The sequence below is a fragment of the Actinospineispora spinosispora DSM 44797 genome, from assembly GCF_000429025.1.
GTDB classification, from domain to species: domain Bacteria; phylum Actinomycetota; class Actinomycetes; order Mycobacteriales; family Pseudonocardiaceae; genus Pseudonocardia; species Pseudonocardia spinosispora.
In genome coordinates this window covers 239,049-260,351 of the sequence record NZ_AUBB01000010.1, presented here as the reverse complement: position 1 = coordinate 260,351, position 21,303 = coordinate 239,049, and the positions used below count along the sequence as shown (strand labels likewise).

Below are 21,303 nucleotides of genomic sequence, written 5' to 3'. Positions count from 1 at the left end.
GGAAGATACGCCAGCCGGGCTCGTTCAGGACGTCCACGAGGACACCTCAGGCCACCCGCTCCGACCCCGTTCGACCGACCAGCAGGCCTGTGACCAGGGGAAATAGTTCCGGGCTGAATATTTCTGTGATTTCGGATTCACACAGGGCACTCTCGACCCGTTTTGCCCTGTCCGGCGTGTCGAACCGGTGACAACCCTCAACACCCACTCGAACACATCTCCTGACCGTGCGTCAGAGAGACCGAGGTGTCACCGAGCGCACGTCGCTCAACCGAGTGCTCCGGGTCGCCGAGCGATCACGTGCAGCCGCGCGGCGAGAACGAGCAGCTCCGGCGTCGCCGCCACGATCGACTCGAGCTCCTCCAACCCGTCGGGACCGCCCGGATCGGACTCGAGCACGGCGGCCGGGAGCCAGCCCTCGAACACACCGTCGCCCTGGACCAGCTCGACGGACAAGCCCGCCGCGGACTCGAGCAGCCCTTGCAGCGCCGCCATGCTCAGCCTGCGCTGCAACGGATCATGCGGGCCGGAGCGGCCCGCGGGGTCGGCGAGCACGGCGCGTGCCTGCGCCAGCCGGCCCGCGTGCGCCTGCGCCAGAGCGGCGGCGTGCCGTCCGGCGACCAGGGCCGACACCGCTCCCCCGGGAACGGTCGCTGCGGCGAGCTGAGCGACCGCGGCGCCGACATCGTCGACGACCTCGAGCAGGCCGTGGCAGAGCACGAGATCGGCGGCCGACTCCCCGACCACGTCGGTCAACGTCTGCACGTCACCCTGGACCGCGCTGACGAGGTCCTCGACACCCGCTTCGCGGACCCGGCCGCCCAGCGCGGCGAGCGCGTTCGGACTGGCGTCGACCACCGTGACGCGACAGCCCTCGGCAGCCATGGGCACCGCCCACGCACCGCTGCCGCCGCCAACGTCCAGTACCCGGACCTCCGCGCCGGCCCTCCGCTCACGAGCCGCCAGCAGCTCCGTGCGCAAAGCACGGTGCACGGCGCTGTCGGGCTCGGCGAGCCAGCCGGACTCCCCGCCACTCACCATGTTCGTCCGCCAATCAAGCCAGCACCACTAGGCACGGCGGCAGCTTAGGCCGTGCCCGGACCACGTCGCGCGGTGCATCTGCCGGAGGTCCCGACACACCGACGCCACGGGAGATGACCATCACACATCAGCCAAGGAGGTGACCCGGTGCCGGGGAGCGGGATTCGTGCCGCCCGGTAGGTTTGATCCTGTGCAGGTTGTCGCGGTTCTGAGCCTCAAGGGAGGCGTAGGCAAAACGACGGTAGTGCTGGGGCTGGCGGGAGCCGCGATGCAGCGCAACCTTCGTACTCTCGTCGTGGATCTCGACCCGCAGGCGAACGCCACCGTCGCCTTACGTCCCGATCCCAGCGACGCGAGCATTGCCGACGTGCTCGACGAACCGCGCATGTCGACGCTGCGCCGGGCGATCAGCCTCAGCGCCTGGAGCGACGACCTCAGCGTGCTGGTCGGCTCCGAGGCGAACGAGCGCCACAATCATCCCGAGCCGACCGCCAAGCAGCTCAACCGCCTGGACCGGGCACTCAGCCACTTCCTGGCTCCCGAGGACGCCGAACCCGATGACGAGGACGAGTACGACCTCGTCATCATCGACTGCCCCCCGTCACTGGGGCAGCTGACCCGTTCCGCACTGGTCGCCGCGGACCGCGCCGTCCTGGTGACCGACCCCACGATCTTCGCCGTGGCCGGAGTGCAGCGCGCGTTCGAGGCGGTCCAGAGCGAGCGCGTGCACAACAACCCTCATCTGCAGCCGCTCGGCGTCCTGATCAACCGCGTCCGCTCGCGGTCGTCCGAGCACGCCTTCCGGATCACCGAGCTCCGTGAGCTGTTCGGGCCGCTGGTGCTGAACGGTTTCCTCCCCGACCGGTCCGCGATCCAGCAGGCACAGGGCGCCTGTGTACCCATCCAGCATTGGGACACACCCGGCGCCAGGGAGGCCTCCGCAGTGTTCGACGGCCTCCTCGGCCGGGTGATGCGCAGCGCATCGAGGCGGGAGCTCGACGCCAGCTGAGTCCCTTCACGACTCAGCGGGAGCGCACCAGGGTGCGGGCCACCCCGATGAACTGGCCGACCTGGCGAACCATGTCGTCCGCCGCCCGGTCGTTCACCAGCCGGGTGATTCCCGCCTCGATCCCCGCCCTGGTCGAGGAGCCGGACGCGAAGAACGCCGCCCATTCCGACAGCTCCGGGGCCATCAGGCTCAACAGCTGCCAGACGCTGCGGCCCGGCCGCTTGCGACCGGCCGGGTGTGCGCGCACGGCGAGCACCGCCGCCCCGGCACGCAGCGCGGCCAGGTGCGACTGGGCGTAGCGCTGCGCCGGGTCGACGGTGCGCTCCGCCTCGAACAGGCCCAGCTCGGCCTGCCGGAGCAGGCTGAGCGCTGCGGGCGAGGGTGGCGGTCCGGCCGGAGCCGGAATCTGGAAGGGCAGTGTGCTGACCGACATCGTGGTCACCTCTCTCGTTGCGGACGGACTGGACTGGCGAACAGCGACGGACGAGCTCCTAGTCATCGACGCGGATCAGGTCCCACACCCCGGGGCCGGCCCGCATCCGCAGCACGAACTCCTCGGCGGGTCGTTCGAGATCACCGGAGGAACGCGCCAGCACCCGCCAGCAGCGGATACGGTCACCCCCCACCGGCATGGGGGACGGGAAGGGCCACGGAGACTCCTCGATCCAACGCTCCCGAACATCGGTGACCAGGAAGCTCGGCCCACGGCGAACCGGCCGCCGCTGGAACTCGACGGGCTCACCGTCCTGCCACCGCACCTGCACCGGCGTCGGTTGCCGGGATCCGAATCGGCGGGTCAACACCCCCATCGACGCCTCACCTCCTCAGGCTCAACAACCCCGACCGCACCGGCTGGCGCAATCGCCCCGAACACCATCTCGAACGCATGTTCGATACCTCAAGTACAGCGCGTCGAAGGGCTGACGTCAAGTCACACCGGGCCTCGAATGTGATGTCATAGGAGGATGACCGCCGCCCCGCCGCGCGTCCGGCTGGTCCGGTTCACCGCCACCGAGATGGCCGACCGGCTCACCGAAGCCCTTCGGGTGTACGTCACCGCGATGGGGTACCCCCGATCAGCCGTCCGCCAGCGCGCCCCGCTGTGGCGCGAGCACACGCACCGGCTGGGCTGGCGCTGTGTGGCCGCCCTGGACGCGGACGACTCGTTGGTGGGCCTCGGTTACGGGTACGTGGGCGCACGGGGCCAGTGGTGGCACGAGGAGGTCCGCAGGGGCCTGCTGGGCACCGATCCGGCCGGCCTGCACTGGCTGACGGACTACTTCGAGCTCACCGAGCTGCACGTGCTGCCCCGCGCGCAGGGCAACGGGCTCGGCGAGCACCTGCTCCGAATGCTGCTCACCGGGAACGAGCGTCGTTCCGTACTGCTCTCGACACCCGAGCTGGACGTGGCGAACCCGGCACGCGCGTGGCGCCTGTACCGCAGGCTCGGCTTCGTCGACGTGCTCCGCCAGCACCGGTTCATCGGTGACGCCAGGCCGTTCGCCGTGCTCGGACGGCGGTTACCGCTTGCAACACCGGACACACGTCAGGACTGATCGGGCCTGCTGGCACCATGACGGGGTGCGGTGCGCGGTCGTGGTCTCCCCCCAACAGCACCGGACCGTGGGCCCGTCCGGTCGCGGCAGACGTCTCGTCGCGCTGAGCCTCCTGGTCCTGGCCCTCGTCGTACTGCTCGGCGGCTGTACCCGGGTCCGAACCGCATTGGCCGTCCAGAGCGACGACACGGTGGCGGGCGAGATCGTGATCGCCAAGGCCGGTGGACCGGCTCCGACGATCACCGTGCCTCCCCCGCTGCTCGGGCGGGTGACCGTGTCGCCGTACAAGGCGAACAACTACCTGGGGTCGCGCCTGCAGTTCAGCGGGCTGCGGTTCGACGAGACCAACTCACTGGTCACGGTGGCGCCGCAGGCGTCAGGCCGGTTCAAGTTCGCCCTGCGCAGGGCCGGGAACGTCATCTCGCTGGCCGGCCAGGTCGACCTCACCGCGGTCCCGGTCGACCAGGCCGACGTGCAGCTCAAGATCGCGTTCCCCGGCGACGTGGTGAGTTCGGACGGCGAGCTGGACTCCGGCGCGGTGAGCTGGGTGTTCACCCCGGGACAGGTCAACGAGTTCAACGCGGTGGTCAGCGCACCGGACCCCGGTGCGCCCTCGGTCGGCAGGTGGGCGCTGCTGATCGGCGCGATCGTCGCCGCTGCCGCTGTCGGTGTCGTGCTGCTCGCCAAGTCGCATCGCAACCCGCCGGTCAGATCGTCGGCGACCCGCGGCCCATGACCGACCCACGCAGTCGCTGCCAGAAGGAGAACGGATGAGCCCTGGGCATCCACCCACTGTGCTCCCGCCCGAGACCGACGCCCGGCTGGTCGAGCGGGTCGACCGAGTGCTCGCCGACTACCTGGCCGGACGTGCCGTGGACACCGCTCAGGTGCATCCGTGCATCACCGAGGCCACCGACGCGCTGAGCGAGTTCGTACTCGCGGGTGGCAAGCGCGTGCGTCCGACCTTCGCGTGGTGGGGCTGGCGCGGCGCGGGTGGCCTGCCGGACGACGCTCTCGCGGAACCGGTGCTCAGGGCCATCAGCGCCCTGGAGCTGGTCCAGGCGAACGCGCTGGTCCACGACGACGTGATGGACGCTTCGGACACCCGCAGAGGCAGACCGACGGTGCACGTCGCGTTCGCCGAACGACACCGCGCGCAGGACTGGCTCGGCTCGTCGGACCGATTCGGTGCCGGCGTCGCGATCCTGCTCGGTGACCTGGCGCTGGCCTGGGCCGATGACCTCTTCCACGACTCCGGGCTGCCCGAACGCATCGAGCGGCGGGCACGGCGGGTGTGGGCCGGGATGCGGACCGACATGTTGTCCGGCCAGTACCTCGACGTCCGGGGCCAGGCCAGTGGCGATGACAGTCTCGAGACGGCGCTGCGCATCGACCGCTACAAGACCGCCGCGTACACGATCGAACGCCCGTTGCAGCTGGGCGCGGCGCTGGGCGACGCCTCGGCCGAGCTGGAGAGCGCGTATCGGCGGTTCGGCGCCGACCTCGGGGTGGCGTTCCAGCTCAGGGACGACCAGCTCGGGGTGTTCGGTGACCCCGGGGTCACCGGTAAGCCGGCCGGGGACGACATCCGGGAGGGCAAACGGACCGTCCTGATGGCGCTGGCGTTCCGGACCGCCCGGGCCCGCTCGGACGACGCCGCACTCACCGTGCTGACCTCGGCGCTGGGCGACCCGGGGCTGACCGAGGACGACGTCGCCAGGGTCCGGGGTGTGCTGGACGAGCTCGGTGCGTCGGCGGAGGTGGAGGGTCGGATCGAGCGGCTCACCGAGTCCGCGCTGGCCGCGCTCGCGTCGGCGGACGTCGCGGAGCCGGCGGCGACGCGGTTGCCGGAGCTCGCGCTGGCGGCCACCCGGCGACAGTCCTAGGCGACCGATGCGAACCGTGTCCGGACCCACCGATCACGTGGTGGTGGTCGGTACCGGCCTTGCGGGCCTCGCCACCGCGCTGTACCTGCTCGGCGCGGGCCGCCGGGTCACGCTGGTGGAGCGCGCGGCGCATCCCGGTGGCCGCGCAGGCCGGACCGACATGGCCGGACCGGCCGGGACGTACCTGGTCGACACCGGCCCCACCGTGCTGACCATGCCTGACCTGGTCGATGCCGCACTGGGTCAGGTCGGCGAGAAGCTCACCGACCGACTGGAGCTGGTGCGCCTCGACCCGGCGTACCGGGCGCACTTCGCCGACGGTTCGACGATCGACGTGCACACCGACGCCGACGCGATGGAGACGGAGATCGCCGAACGGGTCGGCCCGTCGGACGCGGCGGGCTATCGGCGGCTGCGACGCTGGCTCACCGCGCTGTACCGCGCCGAGATCGACACGTTCATCGGCTCGAACATGGACTCCCCGTTCAGCCTGCTGAGCCCCGACCTGGCACGGCTCGCGGCACTCGGCGGGTTCGGGCGGCTCGGCCCCCGGATCGGCGGGTTCGTCGAGGACGAGCGGCTGCGCAGGCTCTTCTCGTTCCAGGCGTTGTACGCGGGTGTGGCCCCGGCGCGGGCTCTCGCCGCGTACGGCGTGATCGCCTACATGGACACCATCGCGGGTGTCTGGTTCCCGAAGGGCGGCATGCGAGCACTGCCGACCGCGCTCGCCGACGCGGCGGTCTCGGCGGGCGCGACGATCCGGTACCGGACCGAGGTGACCGGGCTCGTCCGCCGGGGCGACCGCGCGACGGGCGTCCGGGTGCTCGACGAGAGCAGCTCTCCCGACCGGATCGACGCGGACGCGGTGGTACTGACACCCGACCTCCCCGTGGTGCACAGGCTGCTGGGTCGGCGTCCCCGCCGTCCGGTTCCGTTGCGCTGGGCGCCGTCCGCCGTCGTCGTGCACGCCGGCGGTCCGATGCCCTCGGGAACCGCCGCCGAACTGGCGCATCACACGTTGTCCTTCGGTGCCGCGTGGTCCGGGACGTTCGACGAGATCCTGCGCGACGGTCGCCTGATGAGCGACCCCTCGCTGTTGCTGACGAGGCCGACCGCGACGGACCCTTCGCTCGCGCCCGCCGGGCACCAGCTGTACTACCTGCTGGCGCCGTGCCCCAACACGGCCACGGCCGCTCTGGACTGGCCCCGCATCGGTCCGGCGTACGCCGACGAGCTGCTCGGGGTGCTCGATGCCAGGGGCTTCACCGGCCTGAGCGCTTCCGTCGAGACCTCTCGGCTGGTCACGCCCGCCGACTGGGCCGAGGAGGGGATGGCCGCCGGGACGCCGTTCTCGGCGGCACACACGTTCGCCCAGACCGGACCGTTCCGGCCCCGGAACCTGCCTTCGGGCTGGTCCAACGTGGTGCTCGCCGGTTGTGGCACGACCCCTGGGGTGGGGATCCCACCGGTGCTGATCTCCGGCCGCCTCGCCGCGCAGCGCATCACCGGATAGGTCCACGGGGTGTCCCCGCTGGCTACGGGGTGTCCCCGCTGGCCATCCAGTGTCTTGGCGCGGTCGGGCGGTATCAACCCCCGGCTTCGCCGGCCTCGCACGCGTTCCTGGTTGCACGGGTTCGGGGCGAGGGTTCCGGGTTGACACCGCCCGACCACGCCAAGTGCAGGCCAGGATCGCGGGGACGGGGGCAGTCTGCGCGCCCTTCCGGGCCACGGCTGCGCCGTGCCCCTGGGTGATCAACATCGGCGACACCGCGCACCTTGCGTCCACACCGCGCCACGTGCACACCGCGCGGCGTGACCACGGGGTGCGCGGTGTCACGGTTTTCATGATCACCACGGCCCCATGGCTGAATCTGCGCGGAAAGTCAGCCACCACACCGTGCTGATCATGAAAACCCCAACGGGACCACGCCACCCACACAGTTGGCTCCGCGAGAGCTCCGATAGGAGTTCCGGCGAAGGCCGGGCAGTGAATGTCCGCGACCACATCGCCCAGCTGCCAGGGCGGCACTTGAGGTTCCCCCAAGCGCGCGCCCGGGCGAGTCCCCGAGCCCTTTTTCTGGGAGTACCCCAGCGAGCGTTTACACGAGCCGGGGTGGTCACAGAAAAATATCGCGCGCGAAACAGGCCCAAGAGAAACCAGCAAGCAACCCCGAGAACGTCACCGGGGGCCAACATGCGAGCATTGCTCACGAGATGACGTCCCAGCCCCAGCTGTCGACCACCCCCGCCGCGACCGAGGTCACCGAGGCGGCATCGGCCGCTGCCCAGGTGCCGGCAGTGGCCTCTCCGGTGGGTACGACCGATCTGATCGAGCCCGCGCTCTCGACTCCGTCTGCCCCGGTCAACCGGGGATTGTGGCAGTGGTTCGGAAGCCCCGGGCGCAAGCCGTTGCTGCTCGGCCTGGCCGGCAGCCTGCTGCTCGCCTTCGGCGGCCTGGGGGCCGGTGGAGTGCTGCGGCACGACCCTGTGTTGCAGGGGACGCCGCTGGCCGCGTGGCGGTTCGGGCACGGCTACAACCTGTCGGTGATCGTCAGCTACGTGGGTCTGTGGCTGGCCGTCTGGGCCTGGGTGCTGCTCGGGCGTGACGTGCTCGCCAGGCGATCCGGTGGGCGGGCCGTGCTGACCACGGCTCTCGCCTGGATTCTGCCGATGGTGGTCACACCGCCGCTGTTCACCCGCGATCCGTACAGCTACCTGGCGTACGGCACGTTGGCGTTGCGGGGCCACGACCCGTACGTCGACGGCCCGATCGTGCTGACCGGGCCGATCGCCGACAACGTGCACTGGTTCTGGACCGACACGCCTTCGCCGTACGGGCCGCTGTTCATCGCTCTCGCCAAGCTCGTCGCGTCCGTCACCGGCACCAACATGATCCCGGGCGTCATCCTGATGCGCCTCGTCATGATGGTCGGTCTCGTGCTGTTCGTGGTGTCGATCCCGGGGTTGTGTCGGCACCTCGGCGGCCGCACCTCGGTCGCCATGTGGATCGCGGTGGCGAACCCGGTCATGGTCATGCACCTGATCGGTGGGCCGCACAACGACCTGCTGCTCGTGGGTTTCCTGAGCTCGGGAAGCCTGCTCGTGCTGAACCGCAAGCACGTCGCCGGCATCTCGCTGGTGACGCTCGCCATGGCGGTCAAGGGCACGGCCGGTTTCGCGCTTCCCTTCCTGGTCCTCGTCTGGGCCGCCCGAATGAAGGGTGACCAGCGGAAACGCATCCTCAAGGCCATCGTTGCCGGGTTCAGCGTGTTCCTCGTCGTGTTCACCGCGTGCTCGCTGGTCGCCAAGGTCGGGCTCGGGTGGCTGCCGGCGCTGGTGGCGCCGACGAACATCGTGAACTGGTTGTCACTGCCGACCGGTGTCGGCCAGCTCGTCTTCACCGTGATCAACTGGATGTTCGGCGGTGTGCAGGAGACGCCGATCGTCTCGGTCTTCCGCGCCATCGGCGTTCTGATCTTCCTGGTCGTCGCGGTGCGGCAGTGGCTGGCCTCACGGGACGGTGGGCCCGACGCGGTGCGCCGCGCCGGTGTCGTGCTGCTGCTGTTCACGCTGCTGTCCCCCGCCACGCTGCCCTGGTACTTCAGCTGGGGAATTGCGCTGCTCGCGGCGACCGCGTGGACGGCGCGAGGCATGTCCGTCGTGATCGCCGCCTCGATCTTCCTGGTCATCTCGGCTTTCCCGAGCGGCGAGGTGTCGCTGTACGCGTTCGGCTACATGATCCTGTCGATGATCGGTGCGTTCATCGCCGCGAAGTCGCTGCGTAAGCCGGACCCGCTGGGTCTGCGACGCAAGGCCGCGGCGCCCGTGCCGACCTCCGTTGGTTGAGCGCCCGGCCTGAGGCGATCGTGAACCCGGCGGCGCACCGCGAGCTCGACGCCGCCGGCGTGACCGGCGCGTCGTTGCGTTCGGCCTACCTCCGTTGTCGCGAGCTGCACGCCGTGCACGGACGCAGCTACTTCCTCGCGACCCGACTGTTGTCCCGCGCCCAGCGCCCTTCCGTGCACGCCCTGTACGGCTTCGCACGGTATGCGGACGAGATCGTCGACTCGCTGGCCGACCACCGGTCGGCGGCGGAGAAACGTGCCGATCTCGACATGTTGCAGGCTCAGCTGTGGCGCGCCCTCGACGGTGAGACGACCGACAACCCGGTCCTGGTCGCGGTGGCCGACACCGCACGCAGGCACGAGCTGGACCGTCCGCTGTTCGGCGCGTTCCTCGACTCGATGCGTCGCGACACCCACGTCACGGACTATGCCGACTACGCCGATCTGCGCCAGTACATGCACGGCTCTGCCGGGGTCATCGGGCTGCAGATGCTGCCGGTGCTCGGCACCGTCGGTCCCCGCGCGCGGGCCGCGCCGTTCGCTGAGGAGCTGGGCATCGCGTTCCAGCTGACCAATTTCCTGCGTGACGTCGGTGAGGACCTCGACCGAGGCCGCGTCTACCTGCCCGCCGACGAGCTGAGAGCCTTCGGGGTGGATCGGGAGCTCTTGCTGTGGTGCCGGCAACGGGGCCGCCGTGACAGGCGCCTACACGCCGCGCTGGCACACCTGGTGGCCCGTACCCGAGCGGTGTACCGGAGGGCTTCGCCGGGCATCGAGCTGCTCGTGCCCAGTTCCCGTCCCTGCGTCCGTACCGCGAGGACGCTGTACGGCGCGATTCTGGATCGGATCGTGGATGCCGACTACGACGTGCTGAACCGGAGGGTCGTCGTCCCCACCGGGTCGCGGCTGGCGGTCGCTCTGCCGTCGATGGCGCGCGCGTACGCGGCACGCGCGCGCCATCCGCGAGCCTGACAGGTGGGACCGGCCCGGTGGCCGGGATCGTGCTAGAGCGCCATCGCCTGCGCTCGTCGTTTGACCTCGCGCCCCCGGTTGGACCGCAGGGCGTCGACCGGCGTGCCCGGCAGCGACGGGTCCTCCGCGAACAGCCAGCGCAGGATTTCCTCATCGGTGTAGCCGCCGTCCCGCAGCACGGTGATGGTGCCCGGCAGGCCCTTCACCACGGCACCGTCGCCGAGGAAGGCTTCCGGGACGACCAGCACTCCGTCCCGGCGAACGGCCAGCAGGTGACCGTCCCGCACCAGCTGGTGCGCTCGGCTGACAGCGACGCCGAGCCGCTGGGCAACATCGTCTATGGGCAGTGCTTTCACATCGTCGGCCAGGGCAGTGGACGCGACGGTCTTCTCACTCACCCGGGACAGCCTGCCACACACCGGCACGGTGAGGCAGTGCCTGAGCACATCTTCGGTGTAACGGACTCGTACAACCGCACCCCTCGTCAGGCCTCCGAGAGGCTTTCGTACCATCGCCGACGTGGTGACAGCCGAGCCCGAACTGACCGGTGCCCTTCTCGAGGGGCGGTACCGGGTCGGTGAGCTGCTCGCGGTCGGCGGCATGTCACGGGTGTACCGGGGCACCGACACCCGTCTGGACCGCGCCGTGGCCGTCAAGGTCATGGACCCCCGGCTGGCGGCCGACCCGGCGTTCCGGAACCGGTTCGAGCGTGAGGCGAGGGCGATCGCCAAGATCGACCACCCCGGGGTGATCGGGGTGTACGACCAGGGCGAGCACGGCGGCCCGCCCGAGCCGGTCGTCTACCTGGTGATGGAGCTGGTCGACGGCGGGACGCTGCGCGACGTGCTCGGCCAGCACGGGGCGTTGGAGCTGCCCGAGGTGTTCGCCGTGATGGAGCCGGTGCTGGCCGCGCTGGCGTCCGCGCACGCGCAGGGCATGGCACACCGGGACGTCAAGCCGGAGAACGTGCTGATCAGCGCGTCGGGCGCGGTGAAGGTGGCGGACTTCGGCCTGGTCACCGCCGCGGCACAGGCCAGGGCGAGCACGGCAGGAATGATCATCGGCACGGTCGCGTACCTGTCCCCCGAGCAGGTCACCGGGCGTGGCATCGATGCGCGCAGCGACGTGTACGCCGCCGGCATCCTGTTCTACGAGCTGATCACCGGTAACCCGCCCTACGACGGCGACAGCGCCCTGTCGATCGCCTACCGGCACGTGAACGAGGACGTTCCGCCGCCGTCGGACCTGGTGCCCGACCTGCCGCCGAGCGTCGATGCGCTGGTCCTCGGTGCCACCCGGCGCGAGCAGGACGCCCGTCCGCCGGACGCCGAGACGTTCCTGCACGCGGTGCGCAGCGTGCGCGTCTCGCTGGGTATCCCCCGGGTCGACGTGCCGGTCCCGGGCGCGGACCGTCGTACCGTGCCACTGGCGCGCGATCCGCTCGGTGAGGCGCCCGGTGCCCCGGCACCGAGGGCGACCCGGGCACTCACCCACATGCATTCCGCGCCCGACGCGCCGTCCGTCGGTGACGACTGGGACACCTCCGCCGCGGCGACCGAGCACATCCGGCGCCGGCGAAGGAGCAGGCGGGTGCTCGCCGCGTGGATCGTCGGGGTGGTCCTGCTCGGCATCCTCGTGGCCGCACTGTCCTGGGGCGCCGGCGTCGGCAGGTGGACGACCGCACCCGTCGTCGTCGGGATGGACGAGCAGACTGCCACCCGGGTGGTGCGGGAGGCGGGGCTGGTCCCGAAGTTCCAGGAGCGGCACCACGACACGATCCCGTCGGGTCGGATCGCGGATTCGACGCCGGTGGCCGGGACGCAGGTCACCAAGGGCAGCACCGAGACGCTCACGCTGTCCAGCGGGCGGCCTCGCGTGCCGACGATCACGCCGGGGACCTCGGTCGAGCAGGCGCAGCAGATGTTGCGGTCGGCCGACCTCACGCCGGCCGAAGGTAAGAGCACGCGGAAGTCGCATCCGACCGCTCCTGTGGGGACGGTCATCGGGACCAGCCCGGCGGCGGGGACCGAGGCCACCATAGGCAGCCCGGTCAGCCTCGTTCTGTCGAGCGGGCCGCCGCCTCGGCGCAGCCGGGACTACGACTCGGAGGACGCGGGGCGGTCGCTGGCGGACCAGATTCAGCGCAGCATCGAGGACGCTTTCGGAGGGTAGGGGGCGTCTTCGTCGTGGTTGGGTTTTACAGATCCCGTGAGTGGCAAGTGGTCCTATAGCAACCCTGGGCACTCACGACGAAAAAGCCGTCGTGAGTGCCCAGGGTTGCTACGCCTTCGGCGCCCCTTCGGGGTAGAACCACTTGCCACTCACGGGGAGCTAGCCTCGGAGCATCTCTGCTACCAGGAAGGCGAGTTCCAAGGACTGCTGGGTGTTCAGGCGGGGGTCGCAGGCCGTTTCGTAGCGGCCGTGCAGGTCCGCGTCGGAGATCTCCTGGGCGCCGCCGAGGCACTCCGTGACGTCCTCGCCGGTGATCTCCACGTGCAGGCCACCGGGGTGGGTACCCAGGCCGTGGTGCACCTCGAAGAAGCCCTGGACCTCGTCGACGATGCGGTCGAAGTGGCGCGTCTTGTAGCCGGTGGTCGACTCGACGGTGTTTCCGTGCATCGGGTCGCACTGCCAGATGACCTTGTGCCCGGACGCGGTGACCTTCTCCACGATCGCGGGCAGCGCGCTCCGAATCTTGGTGCTGCCCATCCTGCTCACCAGCGTCAGCCGACCGGGGATGCCGTGCGGGTCGAGCCGCTCGACGTACTCGACGGCCTGCTCCGGAGTGGTCGTCGGGCCGATCTTGAGCCCGATCGGGTTCGCCAGCAGCTCGGCGAACGCGATGTGCGCGCCGTCCAGCTGGCGGGTGCGCTCACCGATCCACAGGAAGTGCCCGGACAGGTTGTAGAGCTTGGGGTCGTCGGGCTCGCGTGAGTCGAGGCGCAGCATCGCCCGCTCGTAGTCCAGCAGCAGCGCCTCGTGGCTGGCGTAGTACTCGACGCTGTGCAGGCTGGGGTCGTCGACGCCGCAGGCCTCCATGAACCGCAGGCCCCGGTCGATCTCGGCGGCGAGCGCCTCGTAGCGCTCGGCGGCGTTGGAGTTGCGGATGAAGTCCTTGTTCCAGTCGTGCACCCGGTTGAGCCCGGCCATGCCGGCCGCGGTCAGCGCACGCACCATGTTCATCGCGGCGCTGGCGTTGGCGTAGGCCCGGATCATGCGGCTCGGGTCCGGGATGCGTGCCTCGAGGACCGGCTTGATCGAGTTGACGATGTCGCCCCGGTAGGACGGCAGCCCGAGTGCGTCGACCGGAGCCGACCGCGGCTTGGCGTACTGCCCGGCGATCCGGCCGAGCTTGACCACCGGCATGCTCGCCGCGTAGGTCAGCACGACCGCCATCTGCAGCAGCGTGCGGATGTTGCCCCGGATGTGCGGCTCGGTGTTGTCCGCGAAGGTCTCGGCGCAGTCGCCGCCCTGCAGCAGGAACGCCCTGCCGTTGGCCACCTCGGCGAGCCGGGTGCGCAGCCGGTCGACCTCTTCGGGGACCGTGACCGGCGGGACGCTCTCCAGCACCCTGCGCACGCGCCGGACGTTCTGCTCGTCGGGCCAGTCGGGCTGCTGCGCAGCGGGCCGGGCGAGTGCCTCGTCCAGCTTCGCGCGCAGGGGCCCGGGCAGTGGGGGAAGTTCCGGCAGCTCGTCGACCGACGCGTCCACAGTCCAGCTCACGATGCCTCAGCTTAGTGGTCCACGATCTCGGCATTCGAGGTGCGGACATATATACGCTTGCTCAAATATAAGCTCAGAGTCATACTCGTGTCGTGGACGTGTTCGATGCTGTTGCCGAGCCTCATCGAAGGACGCTGCTGGACGTACTCGCCCAGGGCGAACGGTCCGCGGGTGAGCTGGTCGAGTCGTTGCCGGCCTTGACCCAGCCCGCGGTGTCCCGGCATCTGCGAATCCTGCGTGAGGTCGGTCTCGTCGAGGTCCGCCCGGACGCCCAGCGCCGGATCTACGCGTTGCGCGCCGACGGGCTCAAGGAGATCGACGAGTGGATCGGCCGCTACCGCGGGTACTGGGCGGCGCACCTCGATGCGTTGGAGCAGCACCTGGCACGCACGACACCACCGGCACCCGAGGAGACCACGTGAGCGACCACTACGGAGAGCTGCTGATCGACGGTGAGCATGCCGTCATCAGGTTCGTCCGGCACCTGCCCTACCCGATCGAGGCGGTCTGGGCGGCGATCACCGATCCCGGCCGGCGAGCGGTGTGGCTCGGCGAGACGACGATCGACCCCCGCGTCGACGGGACGATCGAGACGGTCGCCTCGGAGCCACCCGTTCCGGGGGAGGCCAAGCGCATGACGGGTCGGATCCTGGTGTGGGACCCGCCATTCGTGTTCGAGCACGAATGGCGGCAGCGGATCGTCGAGGACAGCGTCGTCCGCTACGAGCTCGCCAGGGACGGCGCCGGCACGGTGCTCACCTTCACCCATCGAGGACTCGGCGTGCGCAACGCGAAGGGTTTCGCCCCCGGCACGCACGCCTTCCTCGACCGTCTCGACGCCTGTCTCGCCGGGACGAGGCCACCGGGCTGGAGCGAGCGCTACGAGAAGGTCGCCGCCGGCTATCCCGCCTGGTAGCGAGCTCAGCCGAAGAAGACCTCGGCCTCGGCGTACAGCGCGGGGTCGACGGTCTTGAGTTTCTCGGTGGCCTCGGAGAGCGGAACCCGCACGACCTCGGCGCCGCGCAGCGCGACCATCTTGCCCCAGTCACCGTCGTGCACCGCGTCGATGGCGTGCAGGCCGAAGCGGGTCGCCATCCAGCGGTCCCTGCTGCTCGGCGTCCCACCGCGCTGCACGTGCCCGAGGACCGTGGTGCGCGCTTCCTTGCCGGTGCGCTCCTCGATCTCCTTGGCGAGCGCCTCACCGATGCCGCCGAGGCGCTCGTGACCGAAGGCGTCCTTCTCGCCGGTGACCAGGGCCATCGTGCCGTCCTTGGGCGTCGCGCCCTCGGCCACCACGATGATCGGCGCGTACTCGGTGCGGAACCGGCTGTTGACCCAGTCGCACACCTTCTCGATATCGAACGGAATCTCCGGGATCAGGATGACGTTCGCGCCCGAGGCGAGTCCGGAGTGCAGCGCGATCCACCCGGCGTGCCTGCCCATGACCTCCACGATGAGCGCCCGGTGGTGCGACTCGGCGGTCGTGTGCAGCCGGTCGATCGCCTCGGTGGCGATCCCCACCGCGGTGTCGAAACCGAAGGTGTAGTCGGTGCCGGACAGGTCGTTGTCGATCGTCTTCGGCACACCGATCACGTGGACGCCGAGATCGTGCAGCTTGGTCGCCACCCCGAGGGTGTCCTCGCCGCCGATCGCGATCAGCGCGTCGACACCCTTGTTCATCAGGGTTTCCTGGATGCGTTCGACGCCGCGGTCGACCGAGAACGGGTTCGTCCGCGACGAGCCGAGGATCGTGCCGCCCCGGGGCAGGATGCCGCGCACGGCGGGGATGTCGAGGGTCATGGTGAGCCCTTCGAGCGGACCCCGCCAACCGTCCCTGAACCCGACGAACTCGAACTTGTACTGGGGAACGCCCTTACGCACGATCGCTCGGATGACCGCGTTCAGACCTGGGCAGTCGCCACCGCCGGTGAGTACTCCGATTCGCACGGCCGGAACCCTCTCATGAGCCTGGTCACACGACACAACCGACCCACACGACACTAGCCGCCGTTGAGCGTGTGCGCCTCGATCGCGTTCCAGCGGGCGAGGTTGTGCCGGGCGTCCGCGAGCGCGTCGTGCGCGTCCTGGGGCGGCGACGGCAGGTGCGGGCGGCCCGCGTCCTCCCAGCGCTGCCGCAGCTCCCTGGTGAACCGGGGCAGCGGCCTGGGCAGCGCGGGCATCGCGCCCCACAGCTGACAGAGCACCACGTGGTCGTACGCGGCGATCCAGGCCCAGAGCTCGATGTCCTCGCCGGGCCTGGTCAGGAAGTCCAGCAGGTCGTCCCGGATCGCGGTGCGGGAGCGCCACGCCGGGTCGGCGGGCGACGGGAGCTTCGGCAGGACGTTCGCTCTGACCCAGGCACCCGCCTTACGGTCGTCGAACTCGGTGGACACGGCGTAGAACTCGCGGCCGTCGGCATCGACGACCCCGATCGAGATGAGCTCGATCGTCCGACCGTCCTCGATGAACTCGCAGTCGTAGAAGAAACGCACGCTATCCAATACCTAACTCGACACGAGGTGGCCTGTTCAGCTGGCCTTCGTGCCTGGGATTCGAGCCGCCGGTCGAGTCTGGCGAGCGGGACGGGACTTGGCCGCCCGTTCGGCATCCTCCTTGGCTTTCGCCGCGTACATGTCGACGTACTCCGAGCCGGACAGCTCCATCAGCGCGTACATGATCTCATCGGTCATCGAACGCTGGATGAACCGGTCGTTCGCCATGCCGTGGTAGCGGGAGAAGTCGAGCGGTTCGCCGATGCGGATCCGCACCTTCCGAGGACGCCACACCCTGGACCCGATCGGGTTGACCTTGTCCGTTCCGATCATGGCGACCGGGATGACCGGGACCTCGGACTCCAACGCCATCCTGGCGACGCCGGTCTTGCCCTTGAACAGCCGGCCGTCTGGCGACCGGGTGCCCTCCGGGTAGATGCAGACCAGGCGTTGTTCGGCAAGCAGCCGGTTGCAGGTGTCGAGTGCGGCACGCGCGGCCGAGCCGCTGGCCCGGTCGACCGGGACCTGCCCGATGGCGGTGAAGAACTGCTTCTTGCACCACCCGATGAACCCCGGCTGGGTGAAGTACTCACGCTTGGCCATGAAGTACATCCGCCGGGACACCAGGAGCGGAAGCAGGAAGGAGTCGGCCACCGCGAGGTGGTTGCTCGCGACCAGTGCGCCGCCTTCTTCGGGGATGTTCTCGGTGCCCTCGATCGTGGGGCGACACCACAGCCGCAACAATGGACCGACCAGTACAAATTTCAGCAACCAGTACAGCACGTGGACGCCGCCTCTCCCTTCCGCCGACCGCGTGGCCCAGCCTACGGAGGCCCGGCCGTGACAGACAACGTGGACCTCTCCCTTCTGAGCGTCGTTCATGTCACCATTGGGCGGTGAACCAGGCCAATCCCGATGACGACGGCCGGGCAGCCGACTCGTCGGGGTGCTCGACCACGTTCGACGACATCGTTGCCAGCTGGCGGGCCGAGGGTTCGGTTCCGTCCTGGCCCGGTGCGGACGACTCCGCCGGCGCCTCGACCGCCCTCGCCGACCCGACCACCGGGCCGGCCGACGCGACTGGGGAGCCGGCCGTCGAACAGCCGCCGGCCGCTGCCCCCGCTGATCCACACCCCTCCGGACCTGCGACAACCGGTACGCCACGTGCTTGGTCCCCGGCGCCGGAACCCGACGACGATCACTACCTGCCGCCCGAGCCGCCGCCCATGCCGCACCTCGGACCGCCCGCCGTCGTGGGCCTCGCACTGCTGTCGATCGGTGTGGTCCTGTTGGTGGCGCCGGAGGTTTTCGGGCTGCGCAGCACGGCCGGTCTGCCGCTCGGACTGCTGTCCCTGGCACTGGGTCTCGGCTGGCTGGTGCTCCGCGCATGGCCCTCGGAGAAGACCGACGACGAGGACGACGACGGCGCAGTGCTCTAGAAAACCAGCCCAAAATTTAACCCAGCTGTATCAGCCACCGCTCAGCCTGAGCAGCGGGGCGCGTCTGGTTGCGGGGGTTGTCCCGCTGGCTCGCACGGATCCGAGGTTGCGGGGCGTGTCCCCGCTGGCCATCGAGTGTCTTGGCGTGGTCGGGGGAAGACTGCGGCGCCAAAGGCGGTCACGGCTGCGCCGCGCCCCTGTGGGGTGCAGAACGCCCGTTTGGTGATCAACACCGGTGCCGCCGCCCGGCCCCATGATCACCACGGCCCCATGGCTGATCTCGCGCGAAAAAACAGCCACCACACCGTGCTGATCATGAAAACCCAGCGGGACCACGCCACCCACACAGCTGGCTCCGCAAGTCTCCCCGCAAGGGGGTTCAGTGCGAAGCACTGCGGAAAACGCAACAGGCGAAGCAAAACGCAACCAGACAAGCGCGCCCGGCCGACGAAGTCGGCTTGTTTTTCTGGGAGCACCCCCGAAGCGAAGCGAGGGGATGGTCACAGAAAAACTCCGCGCGAGACCAGGCCTAAGAGACAGCTTCCCTGGCGATCTCGGCCGCCCCGATGACACCTGCTTCCTCGCCGAGCTGCGCGGTGCGGATGCGGGCCAGGGGCCGGTGCTGGCCACCGGTCAGCACCCGCGCGTAGTGCTCGCGGGCGTCGTCGAGGAACAGCGGCGCCGATCCGGAGACTCCTCCGCCGATGACGACGAGTTCGGGGTCGTAGACGTCGGCGATCAGTGCGAGACCTTCGCCGAGCCACCGGGCCAGCTCCGCCATGGCCTGGCGTCCGAGCGGGTCACCGTCCCTGGCGGCCGTGGCGACGTGCCGCCCGGTGATGCCCCGCGCCTCGACCGAGGCCAGCCTCGTCAGGTTGGTCGAGGCGCCTTGGTCCGAGGCCAGTAGTTCGACGAGGGTCGTGACGAGCGCGGTGCCGCTGCAGTAGCGCTCCCAGCAGCCTCGCTTGCCGCACGGGCAGGCCCGTCCGTCGGGCATGACACGGATGTGCCCCAGCTCGGGGGCGACACCGTGGGCGCCTCGGTAGAGCTTGCCGTCGATCAGCAGCGCGGCGCCGATGCCGGTCCCGAGGGCGACGAACAGGGTCGACCGTGCTCGTGCGCCCGACCCTGAGGCGGCTCCGAAGCGACGTTCCGCCAGGGCCGCCGCGTTCGCGTCGTGCTCGATCACGACCGGCAGGGTGCATCGCTGCGCGAGGCGGTCCGCGACCCGGACGTCGCGCCACGGCAGGTGCGGCGCGAACCTGACGGTGCGCCGGTCCGGCGTCACGAACCCGGCGAGCGCTACCCCTACGGCCGACACCGCGTGCCTGGCCGACAGCTCGTCGATGACTCCGACGATCGCCGCTTCCAGGGCCCTGTCCTGGCCGGGGGTGGCCGCGCGGGCGGTGTCCAGGATCGCCCCGTCCGAGTCCACGACGGCGGCGCGCACGCTGGTGCCACCGACGTCGACGCCGATCGTCAGCACGATTCGGCGGAGGACCGCACCGAGTGCAGTGGCCGGGTCGGGCGGCCGTCGCGGGAGACCTGGATCCGCTGGACCCGGGGTTGCCCCTGCGTGGAGGCGGTCGGCCGGGGAGTCGCGGTGGGCTCGCGGTGTCCGGGTGTCGGCACGTCGGCGCCGACGCCCTCCTGCAACGCGGTGCGCAGGACCGCCAAGAGTCCCGCCGCCTGGTCGGCGAGCCGGACGGCCAGCTCGGAACGTTCTCCGCGCAGCACCGCGATCAGCGCACACACCGGGCAGGAGGCGCAGCTCGCCGGTTCCGGCCCCGTTGTGTCGTCGACGGGCTGCTCGCGGATTCGGTCGACGAGGGGTTCGAGGAGGTCGAGCGCACCGCCCGCGTACTCCCTGAGCTCGTCGGCGAGCGAAGCGTGTTCCCTGTCGTTCGCGCAGCCTCCCGCGGTCACCGCGACATCCAGACCTGCGGATCCGGACGGAACACGACGACCAGCTCGTCGACGCCGATCCGGGCACCGAGCACCTCACAGCGGGACAACACCGAGGGCAGCGCGACCAACCTCCTGACACCGGCCAACGTCACAGCAAGATCGTCATCAATGCGGGTGAGCTCCAGCGGAGCGCCCTTGTCCAGCCCGGGCAGCCGCAGTGCCAGCTCGAACTCGGACTCCAGGTCGGTGCCGTCACCCGCGGTGCGACGCACGGACAGCAACGGTGGCGCGTCGGAACCGGCGAGGGGCTCGTCGTCGCCGTAGAGCGCGTCGGCGACCTCCACGAGGGCGTCGACCCCGATCGGTTCGGCCGCTGTGTACGGGACGGCCTTCACCGAGCGGTCGCCGGCCATCGCGCTCGGTCCTGTGCCCCACAGCGCGGACAGCTCTCCCAGTACCTCTTCCTGCTCGGCGCGGCGGGCGCGCACCCACCGGGCCGCCGGGCCGCGGGTGGACGGCGCGATCGGCGGTACGACCCGGTTGGCGACGATCCCGTCGACCCGGAGCCCGTGCAACGACAACGCCGTCATCGTGCGCCTGGTCTCCGCCGCCACCAGCCGTTCCGGTGTCAGCACCAGCCTGATGCTCGTGGTGTGGTGGTCGGCGAGCATGTCGCGCAGCGCGGCGACCTGTTCCGCCAGTCTGCCGAGCGCGTCGACCGCCGCGTCCCAGTTGCGGACGGCGGTCCGGGGACCGGCCTGCGCCGCGCCGCCCCGGTTCGGCGAGGCCCCGCCCGCGATACCGGCGAGCAGTCCGCGCATGGCCCTGCGGTGGGCCGGGTAGAGCCGTTCCAGGTAGCCGCCGATGGCTTCCGGTAATCCGAGTAACCGCAGCGTCTCCGCGGTCGGACCGCAGTCGACGATCACGACGTCCCACGGGCCGGTCTGCGCCAGCCGGCGTACTTCACCGAGCGCCAGCAGCTCCTCGACCCCGGGCAGCCAGGTCAGCTCGTCGGCGACCATCTCGTCGACACCGGCGCCGGACAGCACGGTCCGCAGATGTCCGCGCAGCTCACCCCAGGCACCCTCGAGCAGGGCACGGCTGTCCAGGTGGGCGGCGAACAGCCCGGACGTGACCTCGACGGGCTCGCCGACCAGCGGGACGTCCAGCGCATCGCCGAGCGAGTGTGCCGGGTCCGTCGAGATCACCAGCGCCTTGCGTCCCGAGCGGGCGAGGCGAGCAGCCGTGGCGGCGGCGAGCGTGGTCTTGCCCACGCCGCCCTTTCCGGTGAACAGCAGGATCCGCAACGTGCCCTACCCCACTTCTACGGCTCTGACACGGCTTCGGCTTGTGCCACTGACGGGCCTGTCGTGCCGCGGTGCGCAACCGGCTACCGAAGATCCGGTTCGATCGGCTCGGCGAGGATACCCCG

22 protein-coding genes are annotated in these 21,303 nt (G+C 70.3%); 11 read left to right on the top strand and 11 right to left on the bottom strand.

Annotated elements, in window-relative coordinates; all coding sequences use genetic code 11:
• Nucleotides 1-267: 267 nt before the first annotated feature.
• Nucleotides 268-1,038 carry a class I SAM-dependent methyltransferase gene (locus G406_RS0105065; protein WP_245607014.1) on the bottom strand — a complete coding sequence of 257 codons (771 nt, stop codon included), beginning with the start codon at nt 1,036-1,038 and terminating at the stop codon, nt 268-270.
• Between the two features lie 193 nt (nt 1,039-1,231).
• Here G406_RS0105065 and G406_RS0105060 point away from each other — a divergent pair, with 193 nt between their 5' ends.
• Entirely contained in the window at nt 1,232-2,050 is an 819-nt protein-coding gene (locus G406_RS0105060) for a ParA family protein (RefSeq protein ID WP_037075150.1), read from the top strand.
• A 13-nt stretch (nt 2,051-2,063) separates the two neighbouring features.
• Here the strand turns inward: G406_RS0105060 and G406_RS0105055 are convergent, their stop codons facing one another.
• Together G406_RS0105055 and G406_RS0105050 are read right to left on the bottom strand one after the other, a co-directional pair.
• Complete coding sequence (locus G406_RS0105055) at nt 2,064-2,483, bottom strand: SAV_6107 family HEPN domain-containing protein (protein ID WP_037075295.1); 420 nt, start codon at nt 2,481-2,483, stop codon at nt 2,064-2,066.
• A 58-nt stretch (nt 2,484-2,541) separates the two neighbouring features.
• A complete protein-coding gene (locus G406_RS0105050) occupies nt 2,542-2,859 on the bottom strand; it encodes a hypothetical protein (protein ID WP_028932984.1) in 318 nt (105 codons plus the stop codon).
• Between the two features lie 156 nt (nt 2,860-3,015).
• Between G406_RS0105050 and G406_RS0105045 the strand changes: the two genes are divergently transcribed.
• The 6 genes from G406_RS0105045 (at nt 3,016) to G406_RS0105020 (ending at nt 10,309) form a co-directional block, all read left to right on the top strand.
• Nucleotides 3,016-3,606, top strand: a complete 591-nt coding sequence (locus G406_RS0105045) for a GNAT family N-acetyltransferase (RefSeq protein WP_028932983.1) — start codon at nt 3,016-3,018, stop codon at nt 3,604-3,606.
• 40 nt (nt 3,607-3,646) lie between these two features.
• A complete protein-coding gene (locus G406_RS0105040; RefSeq protein ID WP_245607013.1) occupies nt 3,647-4,342 on the top strand; it encodes an LppM family (lipo)protein in 696 nt (231 codons plus the stop codon).
• Nucleotides 4,343-4,376: 34 nt separating this feature from the next.
• Nucleotides 4,377-5,492 carry a polyprenyl synthetase family protein gene (locus G406_RS0105035; RefSeq protein ID WP_051341636.1) on the top strand — a complete coding sequence of 372 codons (1,116 nt, stop codon included), beginning with the start codon at nt 4,377-4,379 and terminating at the stop codon, nt 5,490-5,492.
• A gap of 7 nt (nt 5,493-5,499) precedes the next feature.
• Complete coding sequence (gene crtI, locus G406_RS0105030) at nt 5,500-7,005, top strand: phytoene desaturase family protein (RefSeq protein WP_028932980.1); 1,506 nt, start codon at nt 5,500-5,502, stop codon at nt 7,003-7,005.
• A gap of 701 nt (nt 7,006-7,706) precedes the next feature.
• The gene (gene mptB / locus G406_RS44695) at nt 7,707-9,338 is read left to right on the top strand and encodes a polyprenol phosphomannose-dependent alpha 1,6 mannosyltransferase MptB (RefSeq protein ID WP_169736609.1); all 1,632 of its coding nucleotides are present in this window, start codon (nt 7,707-7,709) and stop codon (nt 9,336-9,338) included.
• Nucleotides 9,335-10,309, top strand: a complete 975-nt coding sequence (locus tag G406_RS0105020) for a phytoene/squalene synthase family protein (RefSeq protein ID WP_245607012.1) — start codon at nt 9,335-9,337, stop codon at nt 10,307-10,309. Before mptB ends, G406_RS0105020 begins: the two co-directional genes overlap by 4 nt.
• 32 nt (nt 10,310-10,341) lie before the next feature.
• Here G406_RS0105020 and G406_RS0105015 read toward each other — a convergent pair whose 3' ends face one another.
• Nucleotides 10,342-10,707: an Rv2175c family DNA-binding protein gene (locus G406_RS0105015; RefSeq protein WP_281172394.1), complete on the bottom strand. Its 366-nt coding sequence runs from the start codon at nt 10,705-10,707 to the stop codon at nt 10,342-10,344.
• 121 nt (nt 10,708-10,828) lie between these two features.
• On the opposite strand from G406_RS0105015, the gene pknB reads away from it, so the two are divergent.
• Nucleotides 10,829-12,481 carry a Stk1 family PASTA domain-containing Ser/Thr kinase gene (gene pknB / locus G406_RS44690; RefSeq protein WP_051341633.1) on the top strand — a complete coding sequence of 551 codons (1,653 nt, stop codon included), beginning with the start codon at nt 10,829-10,831 and terminating at the stop codon, nt 12,479-12,481.
• A 159-nt stretch (nt 12,482-12,640) separates the two neighbouring features.
• Here pknB and G406_RS0105005 read toward each other — a convergent pair whose 3' ends face one another.
• Nucleotides 12,641-14,032 carry a class II 3-deoxy-7-phosphoheptulonate synthase gene (locus G406_RS0105005; RefSeq protein WP_028932977.1) on the bottom strand — a complete coding sequence of 464 codons (1,392 nt, stop codon included), beginning with the start codon at nt 14,030-14,032 and terminating at the stop codon, nt 12,641-12,643.
• A gap of 92 nt (nt 14,033-14,124) precedes the next feature.
• Here G406_RS0105005 and G406_RS0105000 point away from each other — a divergent pair, with 92 nt between their 5' ends.
• Nucleotides 14,125-14,454, top strand: coding sequence for an ArsR/SmtB family transcription factor (locus tag G406_RS0105000; protein WP_028932976.1), 330 nt, complete (start codon nt 14,125-14,127; stop codon nt 14,452-14,454).
• Nucleotides 14,451-14,948, top strand: a complete 498-nt coding sequence (locus G406_RS0104995; RefSeq protein WP_028932975.1) for an SRPBCC family protein — start codon at nt 14,451-14,453, stop codon at nt 14,946-14,948. Before G406_RS0105000 ends, G406_RS0104995 begins: the two co-directional genes overlap by 4 nt.
• 5 nt (nt 14,949-14,953) lie before the next feature.
• On the opposite strand, the gene G406_RS0104990 is transcribed toward G406_RS0104995, so the two are convergent.
• The 3 genes from G406_RS0104990 to G406_RS0104980 are packed head-to-tail and all read right to left on the bottom strand — an operon-like array spanning nt 14,954 to nt 17,307.
• Complete coding sequence (locus G406_RS0104990; protein WP_028932974.1) at nt 14,954-15,979, bottom strand: 6-phosphofructokinase; 1,026 nt, start codon at nt 15,977-15,979, stop codon at nt 14,954-14,956.
• Nucleotides 15,980-16,032: 53 nt separating this feature from the next.
• Nucleotides 16,033-16,524 carry a polyadenylate-specific 3'-exoribonuclease AS gene (locus G406_RS0104985; RefSeq protein WP_028932973.1) on the bottom strand — a complete coding sequence of 164 codons (492 nt, stop codon included), beginning with the start codon at nt 16,522-16,524 and terminating at the stop codon, nt 16,033-16,035.
• Between the two features lie 36 nt (nt 16,525-16,560).
• The gene (locus G406_RS0104980; RefSeq protein ID WP_028932972.1) at nt 16,561-17,307 is read right to left on the bottom strand and encodes a lysophospholipid acyltransferase family protein; all 747 of its coding nucleotides are present in this window, start codon (nt 17,305-17,307) and stop codon (nt 16,561-16,563) included.
• Between the two features lie 113 nt (nt 17,308-17,420).
• Here G406_RS0104980 and G406_RS53655 point away from each other — a divergent pair, with 113 nt between their 5' ends.
• Complete coding sequence (locus G406_RS53655) at nt 17,421-17,963, top strand: hypothetical protein (protein WP_051341632.1); 543 nt, start codon at nt 17,421-17,423, stop codon at nt 17,961-17,963.
• Nucleotides 17,964-18,492: 529 nt separating this feature from the next.
• Here the strand turns inward: G406_RS53655 and G406_RS0104970 are convergent.
• From G406_RS0104970 to G406_RS0104960, 3 genes are read right to left on the bottom strand one after another with little or no spacing between them, the layout of a single operon-like run.
• Nucleotides 18,493-19,449: an ROK family protein gene (locus tag G406_RS0104970; RefSeq protein WP_028932971.1), complete on the bottom strand. Its 957-nt coding sequence runs from the start codon at nt 19,447-19,449 to the stop codon at nt 18,493-18,495.
• Complete coding sequence (locus G406_RS44680; protein ID WP_051341630.1) at nt 19,443-19,889, bottom strand: hypothetical protein; 447 nt, start codon at nt 19,887-19,889, stop codon at nt 19,443-19,445. The genes G406_RS0104970 and G406_RS44680 overlap by 7 nt, the downstream gene beginning before the upstream one ends.
• Complete coding sequence (locus G406_RS0104960) at nt 19,886-21,178, bottom strand: ArsA family ATPase (protein WP_028932970.1); 1,293 nt, start codon at nt 21,176-21,178, stop codon at nt 19,886-19,888. The genes G406_RS44680 and G406_RS0104960 overlap by 4 nt, the downstream gene beginning before the upstream one ends.
• Nucleotides 21,179-21,303: the final 125 nt, after the last annotated feature.